At 72.0% G+C, this 17,985-nt stretch carries 5 protein-coding genes; all 5 read left to right on the top strand.

Features of this window, described 5'->3' with window-relative positions:
* Nucleotides 1-47 precede the first annotated feature (47 nt).
* The 5 genes from ACZ7SW_RS16205 to ACZ7SW_RS16185 are packed head-to-tail and all read left to right on the top strand — an operon-like array spanning nt 48 to nt 17,972.
* The gene (locus tag ACZ7SW_RS16205) at nt 48-8,210 is read left to right on the top strand and encodes an amino acid adenylation domain-containing protein (RefSeq protein ID WP_470231182.1); all 8,163 of its coding nucleotides are present in this window, start codon (nt 48-50) and stop codon (nt 8,208-8,210) included.
* On the top strand, nt 8,207-13,771 hold the full coding sequence (locus ACZ7SW_RS16200; protein ID WP_470231181.1) for a type I polyketide synthase: 5,565 nt from the start codon (nt 8,207-8,209) through the stop codon (nt 13,769-13,771). Before ACZ7SW_RS16205 ends, ACZ7SW_RS16200 begins: the two co-directional genes overlap by 4 nt.
* Complete coding sequence (locus tag ACZ7SW_RS16195; RefSeq protein WP_470231180.1) at nt 13,768-16,128, top strand: condensation domain-containing protein; 2,361 nt, start codon at nt 13,768-13,770, stop codon at nt 16,126-16,128. Before ACZ7SW_RS16200 ends, ACZ7SW_RS16195 begins: the two co-directional genes overlap by 4 nt.
* Nucleotides 16,129-16,140: 12 nt before the next feature.
* Nucleotides 16,141-17,076, top strand: coding sequence for an ABC transporter ATP-binding protein (locus tag ACZ7SW_RS16190; RefSeq protein ID WP_470231179.1), 936 nt, complete (start codon nt 16,141-16,143; stop codon nt 17,074-17,076).
* Nucleotides 17,073-17,972, top strand: coding sequence for an ABC transporter permease (locus tag ACZ7SW_RS16185; protein WP_470231178.1), 900 nt, complete (start codon nt 17,073-17,075; stop codon nt 17,970-17,972). The genes ACZ7SW_RS16190 and ACZ7SW_RS16185 overlap by 4 nt, the downstream gene beginning before the upstream one ends.
* Nucleotides 17,973-17,985: the final 13 nt, after the last annotated feature.

Below are 17,985 nucleotides of genomic sequence, written 5' to 3'. Positions count from 1 at the left end.
AACTCGCCGCGCTCTCTCCCGAGCAGCGCGCGAAGTTCGAGCAGCGGGTGCGCGGCCAGGCCGCCGCCGCGCCGGAACGCGTTGTCCCGGCCCGCGAACCGGGCACCGCCGCGCCGCTGTCCTTCGGACAGGAACGCCTGTGGTTCCTGGATCAGCTTCAGCCCGGTCTGCCGTCCTACAACGAATATTTCGCGCTCCGGCTGACCGGTTCGGTCAGCGTGCTGGCGCTGGAAGCCGCGCTGCACGGCATCGTGCGGCGGCACGAAGCGCTGCGGACGGTCGTGGCCGCGACGGACGGCGTTCCCGCGCAACGGGTTCTGCCCGCCCCCGAGGACGTGCTGCGGGTCGTCGATCGGCCGGACGCGGATGCCGCGGAATTGGTGCGCGGCGCGGAAGAAGAGGCGGCCCGGCCGTTCGACCTGGCCGACGGACCGCTGTTCCGCGCGGTGCTGACGCGCGGCGCGGCCGAGTCGCTGCTGGTCATCGTCAACCACCACTTCGCCGGCGACGGCTGGTCACGGACGAATCTGCTCCGCGAACTGAGCGAGGGCTACCGCGCGTTCCTCGACGACGGGCCGGAACCCGAGGACCCGGCTGTGCAGTACGGCGACTGGTCCGCGTGGCAGCGCCGGGAACTGACCGACGAGAAACTGGCCGGACCGTTGCAGTACTGGCGCGAAAACCTCGCCGGGCTGCCCCCGCTGCTGGAACTGCCCGGCGACCGCCCCCGTCCGGCCACCGCCTCGTTCAAGGGCGGCCGGGTGCACTTCCGGATCGACGCCGAGGCCACCGCCGCGATCGACGCGCTGGGCAAGTCCGCGAAGGCCACCCCGTTCATGGTCGCGCTGACCGCGTGGCTGGCGGTGCTCGGGCAGTACTCCGGGCAGCGCGATGTCGCGGTCTCCACCCCGGTGGCCGGCCGGTCGCTGCCCGAGCTGACCGGTTCGGTCGGCATGTTCGTCAACAGCGTCGTGCTGCGGTCGGGCCTCGACGGCGATCCGACGTTCGCCGACCTGCTCGCCCGGGTGAAGGAAACCGTGCTCGGCGGCCTCGGGCACGCCGAAGTGCCGTTCGAACGGCTGGTGCGCGAGCTGGCGCCGGAACGCGACCCCGGCTACGCGCCGCTGGCCCAGGTCCAGTTCGGGTACCGCGTCGAGGAGGCCGTCGAGCTGGAGCTTCCCGGCGTCGTCGTGGAGCCGGTGGAGCTGGACAACGGCTGGTGCCGCGGCGATCTCGCGCTCGACCTCACCCGGATCGACGGCGAGACCGCGGGTGTCTGCGAGTACAGCCGCGATCTTTTCGACGCCGAGACGGTGACCGCGTTCACCGAATCGCTGGCGCACGTCCTTCGCACCGCCGCGGCGCACCCGGAACGCTCGCTGTCCGAGCTGTGCACGCCGACGCCGGCGGACCGGGCCCAGCTGGCGGAGGTCAACCAGACCGAGCTGAGCCTCGCCGGCGTCCCGGACGTAGTGACTGCCTTCGCCGAGCAGGCCCGCCGCCGCCCGGACGAAACCGCGCTGGTCGCCGACGGGGAAACGCTGACCTTCCGCGAACTGGACGAACGCGTCCGAACACTGGCCGCCCGGCTGCGTGCCGCGGGCGTCGGTCCGGGCACCACCGCGGGCATCTGCCTGCACCGCGGTCCGGACCTCGTCGTCGCGCTGTTCGGCGTGCTCGCCGCCGGGGCCGCCTATGTTCCGCTCGACCCCGCCTATCCGAAGGCCCGGCTCGCCTACGTGCTGGACGACGCGCGCCCAGCGGTGGTCATCGCGGAGCCCGGCCAAACCGCGCTGCCCGACGGCACGGCCGTGCTCACCGTGCGCGGCCCGGCTGCCGAGTTCGCTTACCCCGCACCGGATCCCGCCTCGCCCGCGTACGTCATCCACACCTCCGGATCGACCGGAAAGCCCAAGGGCGTGGTGCTCAGCCACCGCAACCTGACGCACTTCCTGCGCGCCATGGACGACACCGTCGAGGCCGATTGCCCGATCACCTGGCTGGCCGTGACGAGCGTGTCCTTCGACATCTCGGTGCTGGAAATCCTCTGGACGCTCACCCGCGGCCACCGCGTGGTGCTTTCCCCGGACCGCGCCCGCCCGGACGCCGCCCGGCCGGACTTCAGCCTGTTCTACTTCGGCAGCACCCCGTCCGCGCCCGGCCACGAGCAGTACCGGCTCCTGATGGAGGGCGCCCGGTTCGCCGACGACCACGAGTTCGCCGCGGTGTGGCTGCCGGAGCGGCACTTCCACGAGTTCGGCGGCCCGTTCCCGGCCCCGTCCGTGCTGGCCGGCGCGGTCGCCGCGAACACCAGCCGGGTGGCGATCCGCGCGGGCAGCGTCGTGCTTCCGCTGCACCACCCGATCCGCGTGGCCGAGGAATGGTCGGTGGTCGACAACCTGTCGGCGGGCCGCGTGGGACTGTCCTTCGCCTCGGGCTGGCACGTCGACGATTTCGTGCTGGCCAAGGATTCCTACCAGGACCGGAGCGAACTGACCCGGTCCGGGATGGACGTCGTGCGGCGGCTCTGGCGCGGCGAGCGCGCCGAGTTCGAGGCCCCGGGCGGCCGCCAGGTCGAGATCGGCGTGCTGCCCCAGCCGGTGCAGCCGGAACTGCCGTGCTGGCTGACCTCCTCGGGCAACATCGAAACCTGCCGCAACGCCGGACGGCTCGGCGTCGGCCTGCTGACGCACCTGCTCGGCCAGACCGTGGACGAACTCGCCGAACGCATCGCCGCCTACCGCGCGGCGTGGCACGAGGCCGGGCACGCCGGCCAGCCGCACGTGACGCTGATGGTGCACACCTACGTCGGCACCGACGCCGAGGACGTCCAGGCGACGGCGATCCCGCACTTCCGCGACTACCTGCGCACGTCGGTCGGCCTGATCGAGAAGATGGCGGCCGGGCTCGGCATGGACCTCAGCTCGGCCGATTTCACCGACGACGACCGCGAAGCGCTGCTCGACCACGCCGTCGCCCGCTACCAGCGCGACGCGTCGCTGATCGGCACCGCGGAAGAGTGCGGTCCGATGGTGGCCCGGCTGACCGCCGCCGGGGTGGACGAAATCGCCTGCCTGCTGGACTTCGGCGTGCCGGTCGACGCCGCGCTCGCCGCGCTGCCGAGGCTGGCCGCGCTGCGCGAATCCGCCGGCCCGGCCGAGCCGCCGTCGCTGTCGCAGCTGGTCCGCGACCACGGTGTCACCCATCTGCAGTGCACCCCGTCGCTGGCGCGGACGCTGCTGGACGAACCCGGCTCGGCGGCTTTCCGCGCGTTGCGGTTGCTGCTGCTCGGCGGGGAGCCGCTCGGCGCGGACCTGGCCGACCGCCTCGGCCGCGAGTTCGGCGTGCCGATCCGCAACATGTACGGACCGACCGAGACGACCGTCTGGTCCACCAGCACGCTCGTGCCGCCGGGCGCGGACCCGGTCGGCATCGGCGGCCCGATCGCGAACACCACCGTCCACGTGCTCGACCGCGCCGGGCGTCCGGTTCCCGTCGGCGTGGCCGGAGAGCTGTACCTCGGCGGCGCGGGCGTCGCCGACGGCTACCTCGGCCGCCCCGGCCAGACCGCCGAACGCTTCGTCGCCGACCCCTTCGGCCCGCCCGGGACCCGGCTGTACCGCACCGGCGACGTCGTGCGGCTGCGGCGCACCGGCGGGCTGGAGTACCTGGGCCGCAACGACGATCAGCTCAAGATTCGCGGTTTCCGCGTGGAACCGGCCGAGATCGAGCAGGCGCTCGCCGCGCTGCCCGGCGTCCGCCGCGCCGCGGTGCGGGCCCACGATGCGGCGCTGACCGGGTACGTCCTGCTGGAGCCGGGGGCGACGGAAACGCCGGAGGCCGAACTGCGGGCCGCGCTGGCCGCCGAACTGCCCGCCCACCTGGTGCCGTCGCGAGTGCTCGTCCTGGACGAATTCCCGCACACGGACAACGGAAAGCTCGACCGCGCCGCCCTGCCCGCCCCTGAAGGCAGGCCCGGCGGAGAACCCGCTGTACTGCCCGGCACGCCCACCGAGGCGGAACTGGCCGCGATCTGGCAGTCCGTGCTCGGCATCGACCAGGCGGGCGTCACCGACGATTTCTTCGAGCTGGGCGGACATTCCCTGCTGGCCACGCAGCTGGTCGCGCGGGTGCGCCGCGAGCTGGCGGTGGAACTGCCGCTGCGTTCGGTGTTCTCGGCCCCGACCATCGCGGGTCTCGCGGCGGAGATCGACCGGCTGCGCGGCACGGAGGTCCAGCCGGAAGCCGACGCGCTCGTGCCGGATCCGGCGCACCGCCACGATCCCTTCCCGCTCACCGACACCCAGCGCGCCTACTGGATCGGGCGCACCGGCGAGATGGGCGGGGACGTCTCCTGCCACCTGTACGTCGAGCTGGACGCGTCCGATGTGGACGTAGCCCGGCTGGAAACCTCTTGGCGCGCCATGATCGAACGGCACGACGCGCTCCGGCTGGTCTTCGGCAACGATGGCACCCAGCGCATCCTGCCGACGGTGCCCGAGTACGCGATCAGCGTGACCGACCTCCGCGCAGAGTCCGAAGTGGACACTGAAGCTCAGCTGGCTGACCTTCGCGAGCACATGTCGCACCAAGTGCTGCCGTCGGACACCTGGCCGCTGTTCGACCTGCGCGTCAGCCGGATCGGCGACTCTCGCGTCCGGCTGCACCTGAGCATCGACACGCTCATCGCCGACGGCGCCAGCGTCCGGATCCTGTTGCGCGAGCTGCTGGCCCACTACCGCGGCGAACTCGACGCGCCGCTGCCCGAACTGTCCTTCCGGGACTACGTGCTGGCCGAATCGGCGCTGCGCGAAGGCCCGGCGCAGGAACGCGCCGCCGCGTACTGGCGCGGCCGCCTGGACACCCTGCCGCCCGCGCCGCAGCTCCCGCTGCGGGTCGCGCCGGGCGAACTGGCCTCGACCCGGTTCCGCCGCCGGGAACACCGGGTGCCCGCCGAGGTGTGGTCGCGGGTCAAATCCTTCGCGGCCGGACGCCGGATCACCCCGTCCGCCCTCGCCCTCACCGCGTACGCGCAGACCTTGGGCGCCTGGGCGGCCAGCGACCGGTTCACCCTCAACCTCACCCTGTTCAACCGCGCCGGCGACCACCCCGACCTGGCGACGATGGTCGGCGACTTCACCGCGCTGAGCATGTTCGAGGTCTCCGACGCCAGCGGCGGGAGCTTCGAGCAGCGCGCGAAACGCGTTCAGGAACAGCTGTGGGACGACCTCGACCACCGGCTGATGAGCGGGGTGCGGGTGGCAGGCGAACTCGCCCGCCATCGCGGCGGCGTCGCGGACGCGACCATGCCCGTGGTCTTCACCAGCGAGCTGGGCGCGGCGGAGGTCTCCGGGCAGGAGCTGCTCGAAGAGTTCGGCGCGACCGTCGCGCACACCATCACGCAGACGCCGCAGGTGTGGCTCGACCACCAGATCTCCGAGGAAGGCCCCGACCTCCGGCTGACCTGGGACGCCGTCGAAGACCTCTTCCCCGAGGGAATGCTCGACGCCATGTTCGCCGCGTATGTCGGCCTGCTGCACCACCTCGCCGACCCGGCGGCGTGGACCGACGAGCGCCCCGAACTGCTCCCGGCCGCGCAGACGGAGATCTACCGCGAGTTCAACGACACCGCCGGCCCGATCCCGGCCGGGCTGCTGCACGAGCCGTTCCTGGCGACCGCGGCGCGCACCCCGGACGAGACGGCCGTCATCAGCGCGACCGGAACCCGTACGTACGCCGAGCTGGAAGCCGCATCGCGAGCTGTCGCCGAAGCCGTCACCGCGGCGGGACACGGGCGGGGCGACCTCGTCGGCGTGCTGGTGGAACGCGGCTGGGAACAGGTGGCCGCGGTGCTCGGCGTGCTGCGCGCCGGAGCCGCGTACCTGCCGGTCGACCCGCGCTTGCCCGCCGCGCGAGTGGCGCAGGTGCTCGGACACGCCGAGGCCGCCGCGCTGATCGCGTTGCCGGACCACGACCTCACCGGGCACCTGCCGTCCGGCGTGCAGCGGATCCCGTTCGACCCGGTCCCGTCCGGCACACCCTGCGAGCCGCCCGCCGCCTCGGCGGAGGACGTCGCCTACGTCATCTACACCTCCGGCTCGACTGGCGAGCCCAAGGGCGTCGTGATCGATCACCGGGGCGCGCTCAACACCGTCACCGACATCAACGAGCGGTTCGGCGTCGGCCCGCAGGACCGGGTGTTCGGCTTGTCCGCCTTGGGCTTCGACCTGTCCGTGTACGACATCTTCGGCGCCTTCGCCGCCGGTGCGGCGCTCGTCGTGCCCGGCGCGGACGAGATCCGCGACCCGGCGAGCTGGACCGCCTCGATCGAGCGGAACCGGATCACCGTCTGGAATTCCGTCCCGGCCCTGATGGAGATGCTGCTCGCCTACGCCGGGGAAAGCCCTCGGGAGGAACTCGCGTCGCTGCGGCTGGTCATGCTCAGCGGCGACTGGATCCCGACCGGGATGCCGGACGCGATCCGCGCGGTGTGCCCGCCGGCCGAGGTGATCAGCCTCGGCGGCGCGACCGAAGCGTCGATCTGGTCGGTGTACTACCCGATCGGCGACGTCGACCCGGACTGGCCGAGCATCCCGTACGGCCGCCCGCTGCGGAACCAGACGATGCACGTGCTGGACAGCCAGCTGCGCCCCCGCCCGCCGTGGGCGCCGGGACAGCTCTACATCGGCGGCATCGGCGTCGCGCTCGGCTACTGGCACGCGCCCGAGCTGACCGAGCGGGCCTTCGTGACCCACCCGTCGACCGGCGAGCGGCTCTACCGCACCGGCGACCTCGCGCGGCATCTTCCCGACGGCACGCTCGAATTCCTCGGCCGCGAGGACACCCAGGTCAAGGTGCGCGGGATGCGCATCGAACTGTCCGAGATCGAGTCGACCCTGCTCAAGCTGCCCGGCGTGCGCGAATCGGCGGTCGTGGTGCGGGGCAAGGGAACCGGTGCCGAGCTGGTGTCCTTTGTGGTCGCCGACCGGCCTGCTCCCGCTCCGGCACCGGCACCCGTTGCCGCCGTCAGCGTTCCCGATCCGGAAGCGGTGGCGAAACTGGCCCTGCGGTTCAGCTCGCCCGGCCGCCGGACCGACCTGACCGGCAACGTCAGCTACCCGGCCGCCGGTCTCGACGCCGCGCCGACAGCCTTGTCCGCGAAGGCGTTCGGCGAAGGCCCGGTCGCCCTCTCCGCGGTCACTGACCTGCTGTCCGTGCTCGGCCAGCACCGCGAAGACGGAATGCCGAGGTACGCCTACGCGTCGGCGGGCGGTCTCTACCCAGTGCAGGCCTACCTGGCGGTCGGGGAGGACGGCGTCCGCGGCCTGCCCGCCGGGACCTACTACTACGACCCGGTGGACGCGGCGCTGGTGTCGCTGAAGCAAGGGGATTGGTTCACCTCCGCCCTCTACGACGAACGCAACCGCCCGCTCGCCGAACAGGCCGGTTTCGCGATCTTCCTCGTCGCGCGGAACTCGGCGATCGAACCGCAGTACGGCGAACTCGCCGAGCGGTTCTGCCTGCTGGAAGCCGGTGCCATCGCACAACTGCTTCGCCAGCGGGCGGCCGACACGGGCCTCGCGCTGTGCTCGATCGGCGACGTCTACGACGGCCCGTTGCAAGACGGACTGCTGCTGGAGCCGGGCCAGACCCAGCTGCACAGCATGCTCTGCGGCCTTCCCGTCGGGGCTCCCGCGGAGAGCGTCGAGGACACGCTGCGGGCCGGGCTCGCCGAGCGGCTTCCGTCCTATATGGTCCCGCGCGAGGTCCGGGTAGTCGACGCGTTGCCGTTGAGCGCCAACGGAAAAGTCGACCGTCGGCGGCTCATCGAACTCGCTGGCGCCGCTTCCGCGCCGGAGCGGCCCGCACCGGCTCTTCCGTCCACTTCGGACACTGTGGTCGACCGGCTCAGCGCGATCTGGCGCGACCTCCTCGGGGTCGAAGACGTCGGCGTGGACACGAATTTCTTCGAACTCGGGGCCAATTCGATCCACCTGGTCCGCGCGCAGCGCCGGGTCGGGACCGAGTTCGGCCGCGAGGTGCCGATCGTGGAGATGTTCGACCGCCCCACGATCCGGCAGTTCGCCGCGCTGCTGACCGGCGACGGCCCGGCGCGGCGGCCGTCCGTCGCACCGGCCGCCGAAGGCCGCGGCGGCCACCACCGGCGCCGGCGGGAAAGCCGGCGCGAATCCGTGAGGCAGGGATCATGAACGACGAACTAGAGGACGCGGTCGCGATCGTCGGCCTCGCCTGCCGGTTCCCCGGCGCCGAGAACGCGGACCAGTTCTGGGACAACCTGGTCAACGGCCGCGAAGGGATCAGCTTCTTCTCCGGCGACGACCTCGCCGCGCGCGGAATCGACGGCACCGCACCGGGATTCGTCCCGGCGGGCGGCGTGCTGCCCGGCATCGACGAGTTCGACGCGGAGTACTTCGGCATCTCGCCGAGGGACGCCGAGCTGATGGACCCGCAGCACCGGCTGTTCCTCCAGTGCGCCGTGCACGCGCTGGAGGACGCCGGTCTCCGCCCGGACCGAGGGGGAGACGTCGGTGTCTACGCGGCGGCCGGCTTCAACTCCTACCTGGCCCGCAACCTGCTGCCCGCCGCGCACGAACTGGGCGACCGCTCGTCCGTGCAATGGCTGTCCGGCAGCGAAAAGGACTACCTGGCCACCCAGTTGTCCTACCGGCTCGGCCTCACCGGCCCGAGCCTGAGCGTGCAGTCAGCGTGCTCGTCGGCCCTGGTCGCCGTGCACCTGGCCGGAGAAGCGCTGCTGTCCGGCGAATGCTCGGTCGCCCTGGCCGGTGCTGTGTCGATCGGCCTTGGCCAAGACTCCGGCTACCAGTTCACCGAAGGCGGAATCGTCTCTCCCGACGGCCATTGCCGCCCCTTCGACGCGGACGCCCAAGGCACGGTCTTCGGCAGCGGTGTCGCCGCCGTCGTCCTGAAACGCCTCGAAGACGCCGTCGCCGACGGAGACCCGATCCGCGCGGTGCTGCTGGGCTCCGCCGTCGCCAACGACGGCAACCGCAAGGTCGGCTTCACCGCTCCCGGCCTCGACGGCCAGCACCGCGTGATCACCGCCGCCCACCGGGTCGCCGGAATCGACCCAGGCGACGTCTCCTGCGTCGAAGCGCACGGCACCGGCACCGCACTCGGCGACCAGATCGAACTGGCCGCGCTGAACCGGGTCTTCGGGGATTCCTCCGGCGACTGCGTGCTGGGCTCGGTGAAATCGAACGTCGGCCATTTGGACACCTGCGCCGGAATGGCCGGGCTGATCAAAACGGTGCTTTCCCTGCAGCACCGCCGATTCGTCCCCACCGTGCACTTCCGCCGCCCGCACCCCGACCGGGGCATGCCCGGAAGCCGGTTCCGCGTACTGGCCGCCGCCGAACCGTGGCCAGGCTCGGACGGCACCCGAATCGCCGGAGTCAGCTCCTTCGGCATCGGCGGCACCAACGCCCACCTGGTCCTGCGCGACGCCCCTCCTTCCCCCGAGCCGTCCGCCGTCGAGGAATGGCAAGTAATCCCGATCTCGGCCCGAACCCCCGAGGCCGTGACTGTCCTATCTGGACAAACCGCCGACGCCCTCGCTGGTTCTCATCTCGCCGACGCCGCGCACACCCTCCAACTAGGCCGAGGCGAACACCAGACCCGCCGCGCGGTCGTCGCCAAAACCGGCGCTGAAGCCGCCACCCTGCTGCGCGTTGCAGATTCCGTCTCCTCTCGCGCCGTCCCTCCGGTCTTCGCGTTCCCCGGCCAAGGCAACGGCTACCCAGGCATGGCCGCCGAACTGCACCGCTCGGAACCCGCCTTCGCCGCGGCCCTGGACGACGCCCTGTCCGCGCTGGACCCCTCGCTGCGGCCGCTATTGCTGGACCCGGCGCACCCAGATCTCTTCGACCAGACCGAAATCGCCCAACCGGCTCTGTTCGCCGTCGAATACGCGCTGGCTTCGTGGTGGCTTTCGCTGGGCGTCACTCCCGGTGCGCTGATCGGCCACAGCGTCGGCGAATACGCCGCAGCTTGTGTTGCCGGAGTCTTCACGGTGCCGGACGCCGCCCGCCTGGTCACCGCCCGGGGACGGTTGATGGCCACCACCCCGCCCGGTGCCATGGTCTCAGTCCCGCTGCCAGAATCTGAGCTGGCCGACCTGCTCAGCCCGGCTGTCTCCCTAGCCGCCGTCAACGCGCCAGACCGTTGCGTGCTGGCCGGATCCGTCGACGCCGTGGTCGCCGTAGAACGGCTGCTGGCCGAACGGGGCGTCCACACGAAGCGCCTGGCGACTCAGCACGCGTTCCACTCGCACCACCAGGACAGCGTCCTGGCCGCCTTCGCCGCCGAGGTACGCGCCGTGCCCCTGGCCGAACCGCAGCTGCCGATCATCTCGACCGTCACCGGCCGCACGCTGACTCCGGCGGAGGCGACTTCCCCCGACTACTGGGCCCGGCAGATCCGGGAACCCGTGCGCTTCGCCGCCGCCCTGGCCGCGACGTCGGGCCCCGTGCTGGAACTTGGCCCCGGCCGAAGCCTTTCGTCAGCAGCCCGCCGGGCGCACTCGGCCCGGCTGGTGCTCCGCGGCCTCACCGGACGCACCGACGGCGTAGACACCCCGCCGAGCTGGCTGGCAGCACTGGCCGCAGTGTGGTCGCACGGCGCCGAAGTGCGCTGGTCCGCCCAAGGCCATCGCGCCGAACGCCGTCGAATCGCGTTGCCCGGCTACCCATTCGCGAAGGACCGTCACTGGTTCGAACCGTCCACTCCCGCTCCTGTTCCGGTCGCGGGCCCGCGCTACCACGTCCCGAACTGGACGCGGAGCCCGTTGCCCGGTCGGCCGGCGGCAGGGGAGGGGACAGTCCTGGTGGTATCGGACACCTCCGGCCTCGGCGCCGCAGTGGCGGACGAACTTCGCTTTCTCGGCCGAACCGCCGTGGTGGTGCCTCCCGCCGAGGACTTCGCCCCGCTCCTGACCCAACTCCACGCCGAAGGACTCACCCCGGACGCGGCCGTGCTCTGCCGCGCCTTCGACGACCCGGATCTCGAGTCCGCCACCCCGTCCGAGATCGCCGCCGCCGCCGAATCAGCGGTCGCCGACCCGCTGTTCCTGGCCCGCGCCCTCGGCGATACCTTCCCCGGACGCCCCGTACGGCTGCTGTGCGTCACCCGCGCCGCCCAAGCCGTCGGCGCACGACCGCCGAAAACCCCGCATTCGGCGGTCGTGCTCGGCCCGGTCCAGGCGATCCCGCTGGAACTGCCCGGCCTGACCGCACGGTGCGTCGACCTGTGGCCCGAGGAGGGCACCCGGACAACCGCTCTCGCCGAACGGGTCTGCGCGGAACTGCTCTCCGCCGACTGGCCCCCGGAAGGCCCGAACCTGATCGCCGCCCACGGCCCGTCCCGCTGGGTGCGGACCTGGGAACCCGCCGACCTGCCCGAACCGGACGCCGCCCTGCCGTCGCTGATCCGCGGCCTGCCGAATCCGGCTGGCGACCTGGCCGAATCAGACGGTGGTCTGCCGGGCCGGTCCGGTGAATCGCCGCTTCCGGCGTCCGAGGCGGCCGGATCGCCTCTGCCGATCCGCGACCTGGTCGAATCAGAGGGTGGTCTGCGGGGCGGAGCTGGTGAATCGCCGCTTCCGGCGTCCGAGGCGGCCGGATCGCCTCTGCCGATCCGCGACCTGGTCGAATCAGGCGGTGGTCTGCCGGGCCGGGCAAGCGAATCGCCGCTTCCCGCGACCGACCCGGCCGCATCACCCCCGCCGACCCGCAGCCTGCCGAACCCGGCTGCCCCTCCTCAGCCACCGGGCCTCCCAGTCGAACCGTCCAGCGACCTGGCCGCACCATCCAGCGAATCCCCGCTCCCCCCGACCGCCCCGGCCCCACCCCTCCACCCCACCGGAACCTGCCTGATCACCGGCGGACTAGGCGGCATCGGCGGCCAACTAGCCCTCCGCCTGGCCCGCTCCGGCGCCCCCGCCCTGGTCCTCCTAGGCCGCTCCGCCTTCCCCGACAGTCCACTATGGACCTCCATCCGCCCACCCGAAACCGCCCCCGGCCCACCCCTCGACCCGGCCACCGAAACCCTCCTCACCGCCCTGGCACACACCGGCGCGACGATCTGCCTGGCCCAAGCCGACGTCTCCGACGAAACCGAACTCCGCCCGGTCCTCGCCCGCGTCAAAGCCGCAGTCGGCCCCATCACCGGCGTAGTCCACGCGGCAGGCGTCCCCGGCGGCGCGATGGCCCACCAAGTCACCCGCGCCGGAATCCGCCGGGTGCTCGCGGCCAAAGTCGCCGGAACCGTGCTCCTCCACCGCATCCTGCGAGAAGACCGTCCGAGCTTCTTCGCGCTCTGCTCGTCCACGATGGCCGTCTCCGGAGTCCCCGGCCAATCCGCCTACAGCGGAGCCAACGCCTTCCTCGACACCTTCGCCCACACCGCCGACGGCCTCCTCTCCATCGGCTGGGACGGCTGGGCCGAAGTCGGCATGGCCGCCCGAAGCACCGCAACCAAGCCAAAAACACCCCTGGAACCCTTCGACCACCCCCTGTTCGACGCCCGAGGCGCAAACGGAGCGCCCGAATTCCGCTTGGCCCGCAACACCCACACCCGCTGGCTCAGCGAAGAACACCTCCTCGCCGGAACCCCGGTCCTGCCCGGCAGCGCACTGCTGGAACTGGCGATCGCCGCCTACCGCCTGGCCGAACCCGGCCACACCGGCCCGGTCGAGCTGAGAGAAGTCCGCTTCCTCAGCCCGGTCGACGACCTGTCCAACGTCGTGATCACCCTGCGCCCCAAGGAAAACGGTTACACCTGGGAGGTCGGCACCCACGCCCGCGGGTTCGTCGCCGCGCACCGGGAAGCGCTTCCCGAACCGATCGGACCAGGCACGTCCACAATGGACACCCTGGACATCAGCAGGCAAACCGGTCTCGTCGCCACCGGCCCGCGCTGGGACTGCGTCGCGGGTGCCTGGTCGACCGGCACGCAGGCACTCCTCAACCTCCGCCTCGCCCCGGCCTTCGGCACCGACTTCCCGGCCCACCCCCTGCACCCCGCCCTGTTCGACGTCGCCACCGGAGCGGTCGCGGCAGGCGCCGAACTCCCCGTCGGCTACCAGCGCCTGATCTCCTACCGCGACCTCCCCGGCGAGCTGTACGCCTGGATCCGCCGGGTCGACCGAGACGAGCAAGGCACGACCACCGCAGACCTCGAACTCACCGACGCGGACGGAAACGCGGTGGCCCGGGTGGAAGGTTTCCTGCTGCGGCAGACCTCGGCGAAAACCGGCCTGACCACCGAGGAAGCCTTAGCCGCGTTCGACCGCGTGCTGGCGAACCGCCACCTCCCGCACATCGTGGTCAGCCAGCGGACCCGCGCCGCCCGGCCGGAGCGAACCAGGCCGTCCGCCCGGCCGGCCGCGGTCCAGGCCGACTACCTCGCGCCACGGAACGAAACCGAGACCGTGCTGGCCGAGGTATGGGGTCGGCTCCTCGGCGTCCCGCGCGTCGGGGTGGAGGACGACCTCTTCGAACTCGGCGGGGATTCGCTGCTGATCGTGCAGATCGCCGCCGAGGCGCAACGGCTCGGTCTCGCGGTCTCGCCCAGCGCCGTCTTCGCGAACCCGACCGTCGCCAGTCTCGCCGCGGCGGTGCGGGAACCGGAGGCCGCCGCCGACGAGCCGGAAGCACCGGACGTCGAGCTGGACGACGACGAACTGGCGACCGTGCTGGGCATGTTCGCCTCGGGAACGGGGGAGAAGCCATGACCGCGGTAGCCGAGCTGTACCGCGTTTCCCCGGCACAGGAGGGAATGCTCTTCCACAGCCGGACGTCGCCGATCGACGGCTGCTACATCGAACTCACCACGTTCCGGATCCGCGGCGAACTGGACCAGACGGCGCTGACCGCGGCCTGGCGCACGGTGTTCGCCCGCCATCCGGTGCTGCGCACGGGCTTCGCCTGGGAAGGAATCCGCACGCCGCACCAAGTCGTGGTCGCCGACGCCGAGCCGAGGATCGATTTCGCCGACCTGACCGGCCTGCCGGACGGGGAGCGCGCGGCGTACCTGGCCGCCGAAACCGAACGCCGCCGGTCCGAACGATTCGACCTCACCAGGCCGCCGCTGATGCGGCTGCTGGTCGCGCGCTGCCCCGGCGAGCACCTGCTGATCTGGACCTATCACCACCTCCTCCTGGACGGCTGGTCGGCCGGGCTGCTGCTGGCTGAGGTCGCGACCCTGCTGGCCGGAGCGGAGCCGGGGCCGGTCCCGCCGCCGTACCGCGACTACGTCCAGTGGATCCTCCGCCGTCCGCCCGGCCCGGCGCGGGAGTTCTGGACGTCGTACCTCGCCGGGGTCCGGCCCGCCCCGGCCGACCCCGGCGCCGGAGAACACCGCACCGCGCGCCTCCGCGTCCCGCCGGACCGGACCGCGGCGCTGCGGCAAGCCGCGATCCGGAACCGGATCACGCTGAGCGAGCTGTTCGAGAGCGCGTGGGGCATCGTGCTCAGCCGGTTTTCCGGCCGGGACGACGTCGTCTTCGGCGCGGCCACCGCCGGGCGGCCCCCGGAACTGCCCGGCGCGGGCGACATGGTCGGGATGTTCGTCAACACCGTCCCGGTGCGGGTGCGCCCTTCGCCGGACCTCCCGGTTTCGCGCTTCCTGGAGGAGTACCGCTCCGGGCGCCGCCTCCTGCACGACCACCAGTACCTGCCGCTGCCCGACATCCAGGCCTGTGCCGCGATCCCGGCCGGCACCGCGCTGTTCGACACCCTCGTCGCCTTCGAAAGCTACCCGGAAAGCGCCCTGCCGGAGGACAGTCCGGTCTCCGTCGAGGACGTCCAGTACGAAACCCGCACCAACTACGGCCTCACTCTCGTGATCCGCATCGGCGACGACCTCACCGTGCAAGCGATCGGGCGGCACCGCGAAAGCGATCTAAAACAGCAGCTGCACTACCTGGACACGGTGCTGACCCGGCTGAGCACCACGTCGTCCGCCACCGTGCGCGAGATCGGCGCGCTGCCCGAAGACACCCTGCGCCGGATCACCGAGCTGACCTCATCCGAGCCCGGCAAGGAAATCTCCGTACTGCTCGCCCAACACGCGCGCGAAACCCCGGACGCCGCCGCACTCGGCTCCACGAGCTACCGCGAACTGGACCACCAGGTGAGCGCGGCAGCGAATCGGTTGCGGCACCAGGGAATCGGACCGAACGACCGAGTGGCCTGCCAATTCGGCACACCCGCCGACCTGGTCACCGCCTTGCTCGCGATCGACCGGATCGGCGCGCGCTGGGCACCGCCGGACACCCACCCGGCTTTCGTCCTCACCGCCGATGACGCGACCCGCCAAAACTCCACAATGGACGAAACCATCGACCGTCAGCTGCTGTCCACGCAACCGGCGGCCCTGGCCCAGCGAATCGGCCTGAACCGCTCGGATGTCGTTCTCCTGCAAGCCGATCCGGCACCGGCCGAGCTGCTGGCCCCGATCGCAGCGGGCGCGACGCTCGTCTGCGCGCCCACACTCACCAGCAGCGAACTGGACGACTGGATCGCCCGCTTCCGCGTCACGACGCTCCTGGCCGACCCGTCCCAGCTGACCACCCGCCCCGGCCTGCGCACCATCTCCACCGGACCGCCCGCAGCGCCCTGGCCGGGCCTGTGGTGGCTCCGCCGCCATCCGGCGACCGGCCTGTGCCTCGGCGCGACGGAACACGACCCCAGCCGCCCGGGAATGACCCCGCTGCCCGGCGTCGCCGTGCTCGACGACGCGGGCGACCCAGTGCCCTTCGGCGTGCCCGGAGCACTGACCTTCGGCGGGCACCCGACCGGCGAACAGGCCCGCCTGCTGCCGGACGGGCGGCTGGACCTCGTCGCGCCAGCCGGATCCACGACCGCCGCGGCCGTGCTCCGCCTCTTCCGGGAAGTGCTGGGGGACAACGAGATCACCCCCGACGACGACTTCTTCGACCGAGGCGGCGACTCGGCGGGCGCGCTGGCGCTGGCCGGGCTGATCCGGTCCGAATTCGGCGGGGAGCTCGACCCCGAGCTGGTGTTCGACCGCCCGACCGCGCGCGAGCTGGCCGCCGCCCTGCCCAAGACCGAAATCCGCGGAAACTGAGGGAGAGAAGAGATGAAGGACCCGAGCGGCACCACCGCGCCCCAGCCGGCCATCCGGCTGCGGAACGTCGTCAAGAAATACGGCGGCCTGGCCGCGGTCGACGGCCTCGACCTCGATGTCCGGGCCGGGATCTGCCTCGGCCTGCTCGGCCCGAACGGGGCGGGCAAGTCGACCACGATGCGGATGCTGACCGGCCTCGCGCTGCCCGACGGCGGCGAGATCGAGGTGCTCGGCTGGCGGCTGCCCGCGGCGGCGCGGGAAGCCCGCGCGTGCGTGGGAGTCGTTCCCCAGCACGACAATCTCGACATCGAGCTGAGCGTCCGGCAGAACCTGGAGGTCTTCGCCCGGTTCGCCAGGATCCCGAAGCCGCGGATCGCCGAGGCGGTCGCGCGGACGCTGCGCGCGACCAAGCTGACCGACCGGGCGGGCAGCCGGGTCGAGACCCTGTCCGGCGGGATGCGCCGCAGGCTGCTGCTGGCCCGCGGCGTGCTCGCCGGGCCGAGCCTGCTCCTGCTGGACGAGCCGACGGTCGGCCTCGACCCGCAGATCCGCCAGGAGCTGTGGGACCTCATCGACGAGATGCGCGCCGGCGGCAGCACGATCCTGATGTCCACGCACTACATCGAGGAGGCGGAGCGCCTCGCCGACGAGGTGGCCGTGATGTTCGAGGGCAAGCTGATCGCGCACGGCACCGTTTCGGAACTGCTGGACCGGCACGTCGGCAAGCAGGCGGCCGAGTACCAGGGCAACGACCGCCGCCGCGGCGAGGTCGTCGCGATCGCCGACGCGGCGCACCTGCCGAGCCGCCGCACCGGCCTCGCCGTCTCGGTGCTGCGGGCCGAGGACATGCCGCAGTCGGTGCACGACCGGCTCGGCCCGCCGGACGTGCTGCGCCGGACCAACCTCGAGGACGTGTTCGTGATGCTGACCGGGGAGATGTTCACATGACCACGCCGACCGCGAATTCCCCCGCCCCCGCCCCCGCCGGACCGACCATGTCCGTGAAGGGAACCCTCCGGGAATCAGATTCCCTCAGGGTTCCCCTCACGGACAGCCAGCCAGGCGACGCGGCCAGGCGGGGCAGCTCGGGCTGGCCGACGGTCAAAGCGATCTGGCTGCGCGAGACCCTGCTGTTCCGCGACCACTGGCTGTCGGTCACCTTCGGCGCGCTCGTCGAACCGCTGATGTACATGATCGGCTTCGGGCTCGGCTTCGCCCCGCTGGTCCGCTCGGCCGACGGACATCCGTACCTGCAGTTCATCGGCACCGGCATGGTGGTCACCTCGGCGCTGTTCGCCGCCGCCTTCGCCGGGATGTTCGAGACCTACACGCGCCGCCGGTACCAGAAGCTCTACGACGCGATCCTCGCCGAGCCGGTGGGCGTGCGCGACCTCGTCGTGGCCGAAACCTCCTGGTACGCGGTGAAAGCGATGGTCTACGGCTGCGCCCCGCTGGTCGTCGTGCTGGCGGCCGGGCTGCCGCCGCGCGCGGGACTGCTGCTGGTCCCGGTGATCTGCCTGGTCGCCGGAGCCGGGTTCGGGCTGTTCGGCGTGTGGGTCTCGGCCTCGGTGCCGACGATCGACGGCCTGCGGCTCGTGGTGTCCGGCCTGCTGACGCCGGTGATGATGGCGGCCGGGGTGTTCTTCCCGGTGAGCGGCATGCCTGCCTGGCTGTACTGGGTCAACCAGCTCAACCCGGTCTACCACTGCGCGGAACTGGTGCGGCACAGCGCGTTCGGCGAACTCGTCCCGGCCGATCTGGTGCATTCCGGCGCGCTGGCGGCGTTCGCCGCGCTGGTCGCCGCGCTGGCGGTCCGCTCGATGCGCCGCAGGCTGATCAGCTGACCCCGTCCGTCCC

The organism is Amycolatopsis sp. NPDC114484 (genome assembly GCF_055633755.1).
The sequence above is the reverse complement of the archived record's forward strand: the minus strand, read 5'-3'. Positions and strand labels throughout refer to the sequence as shown.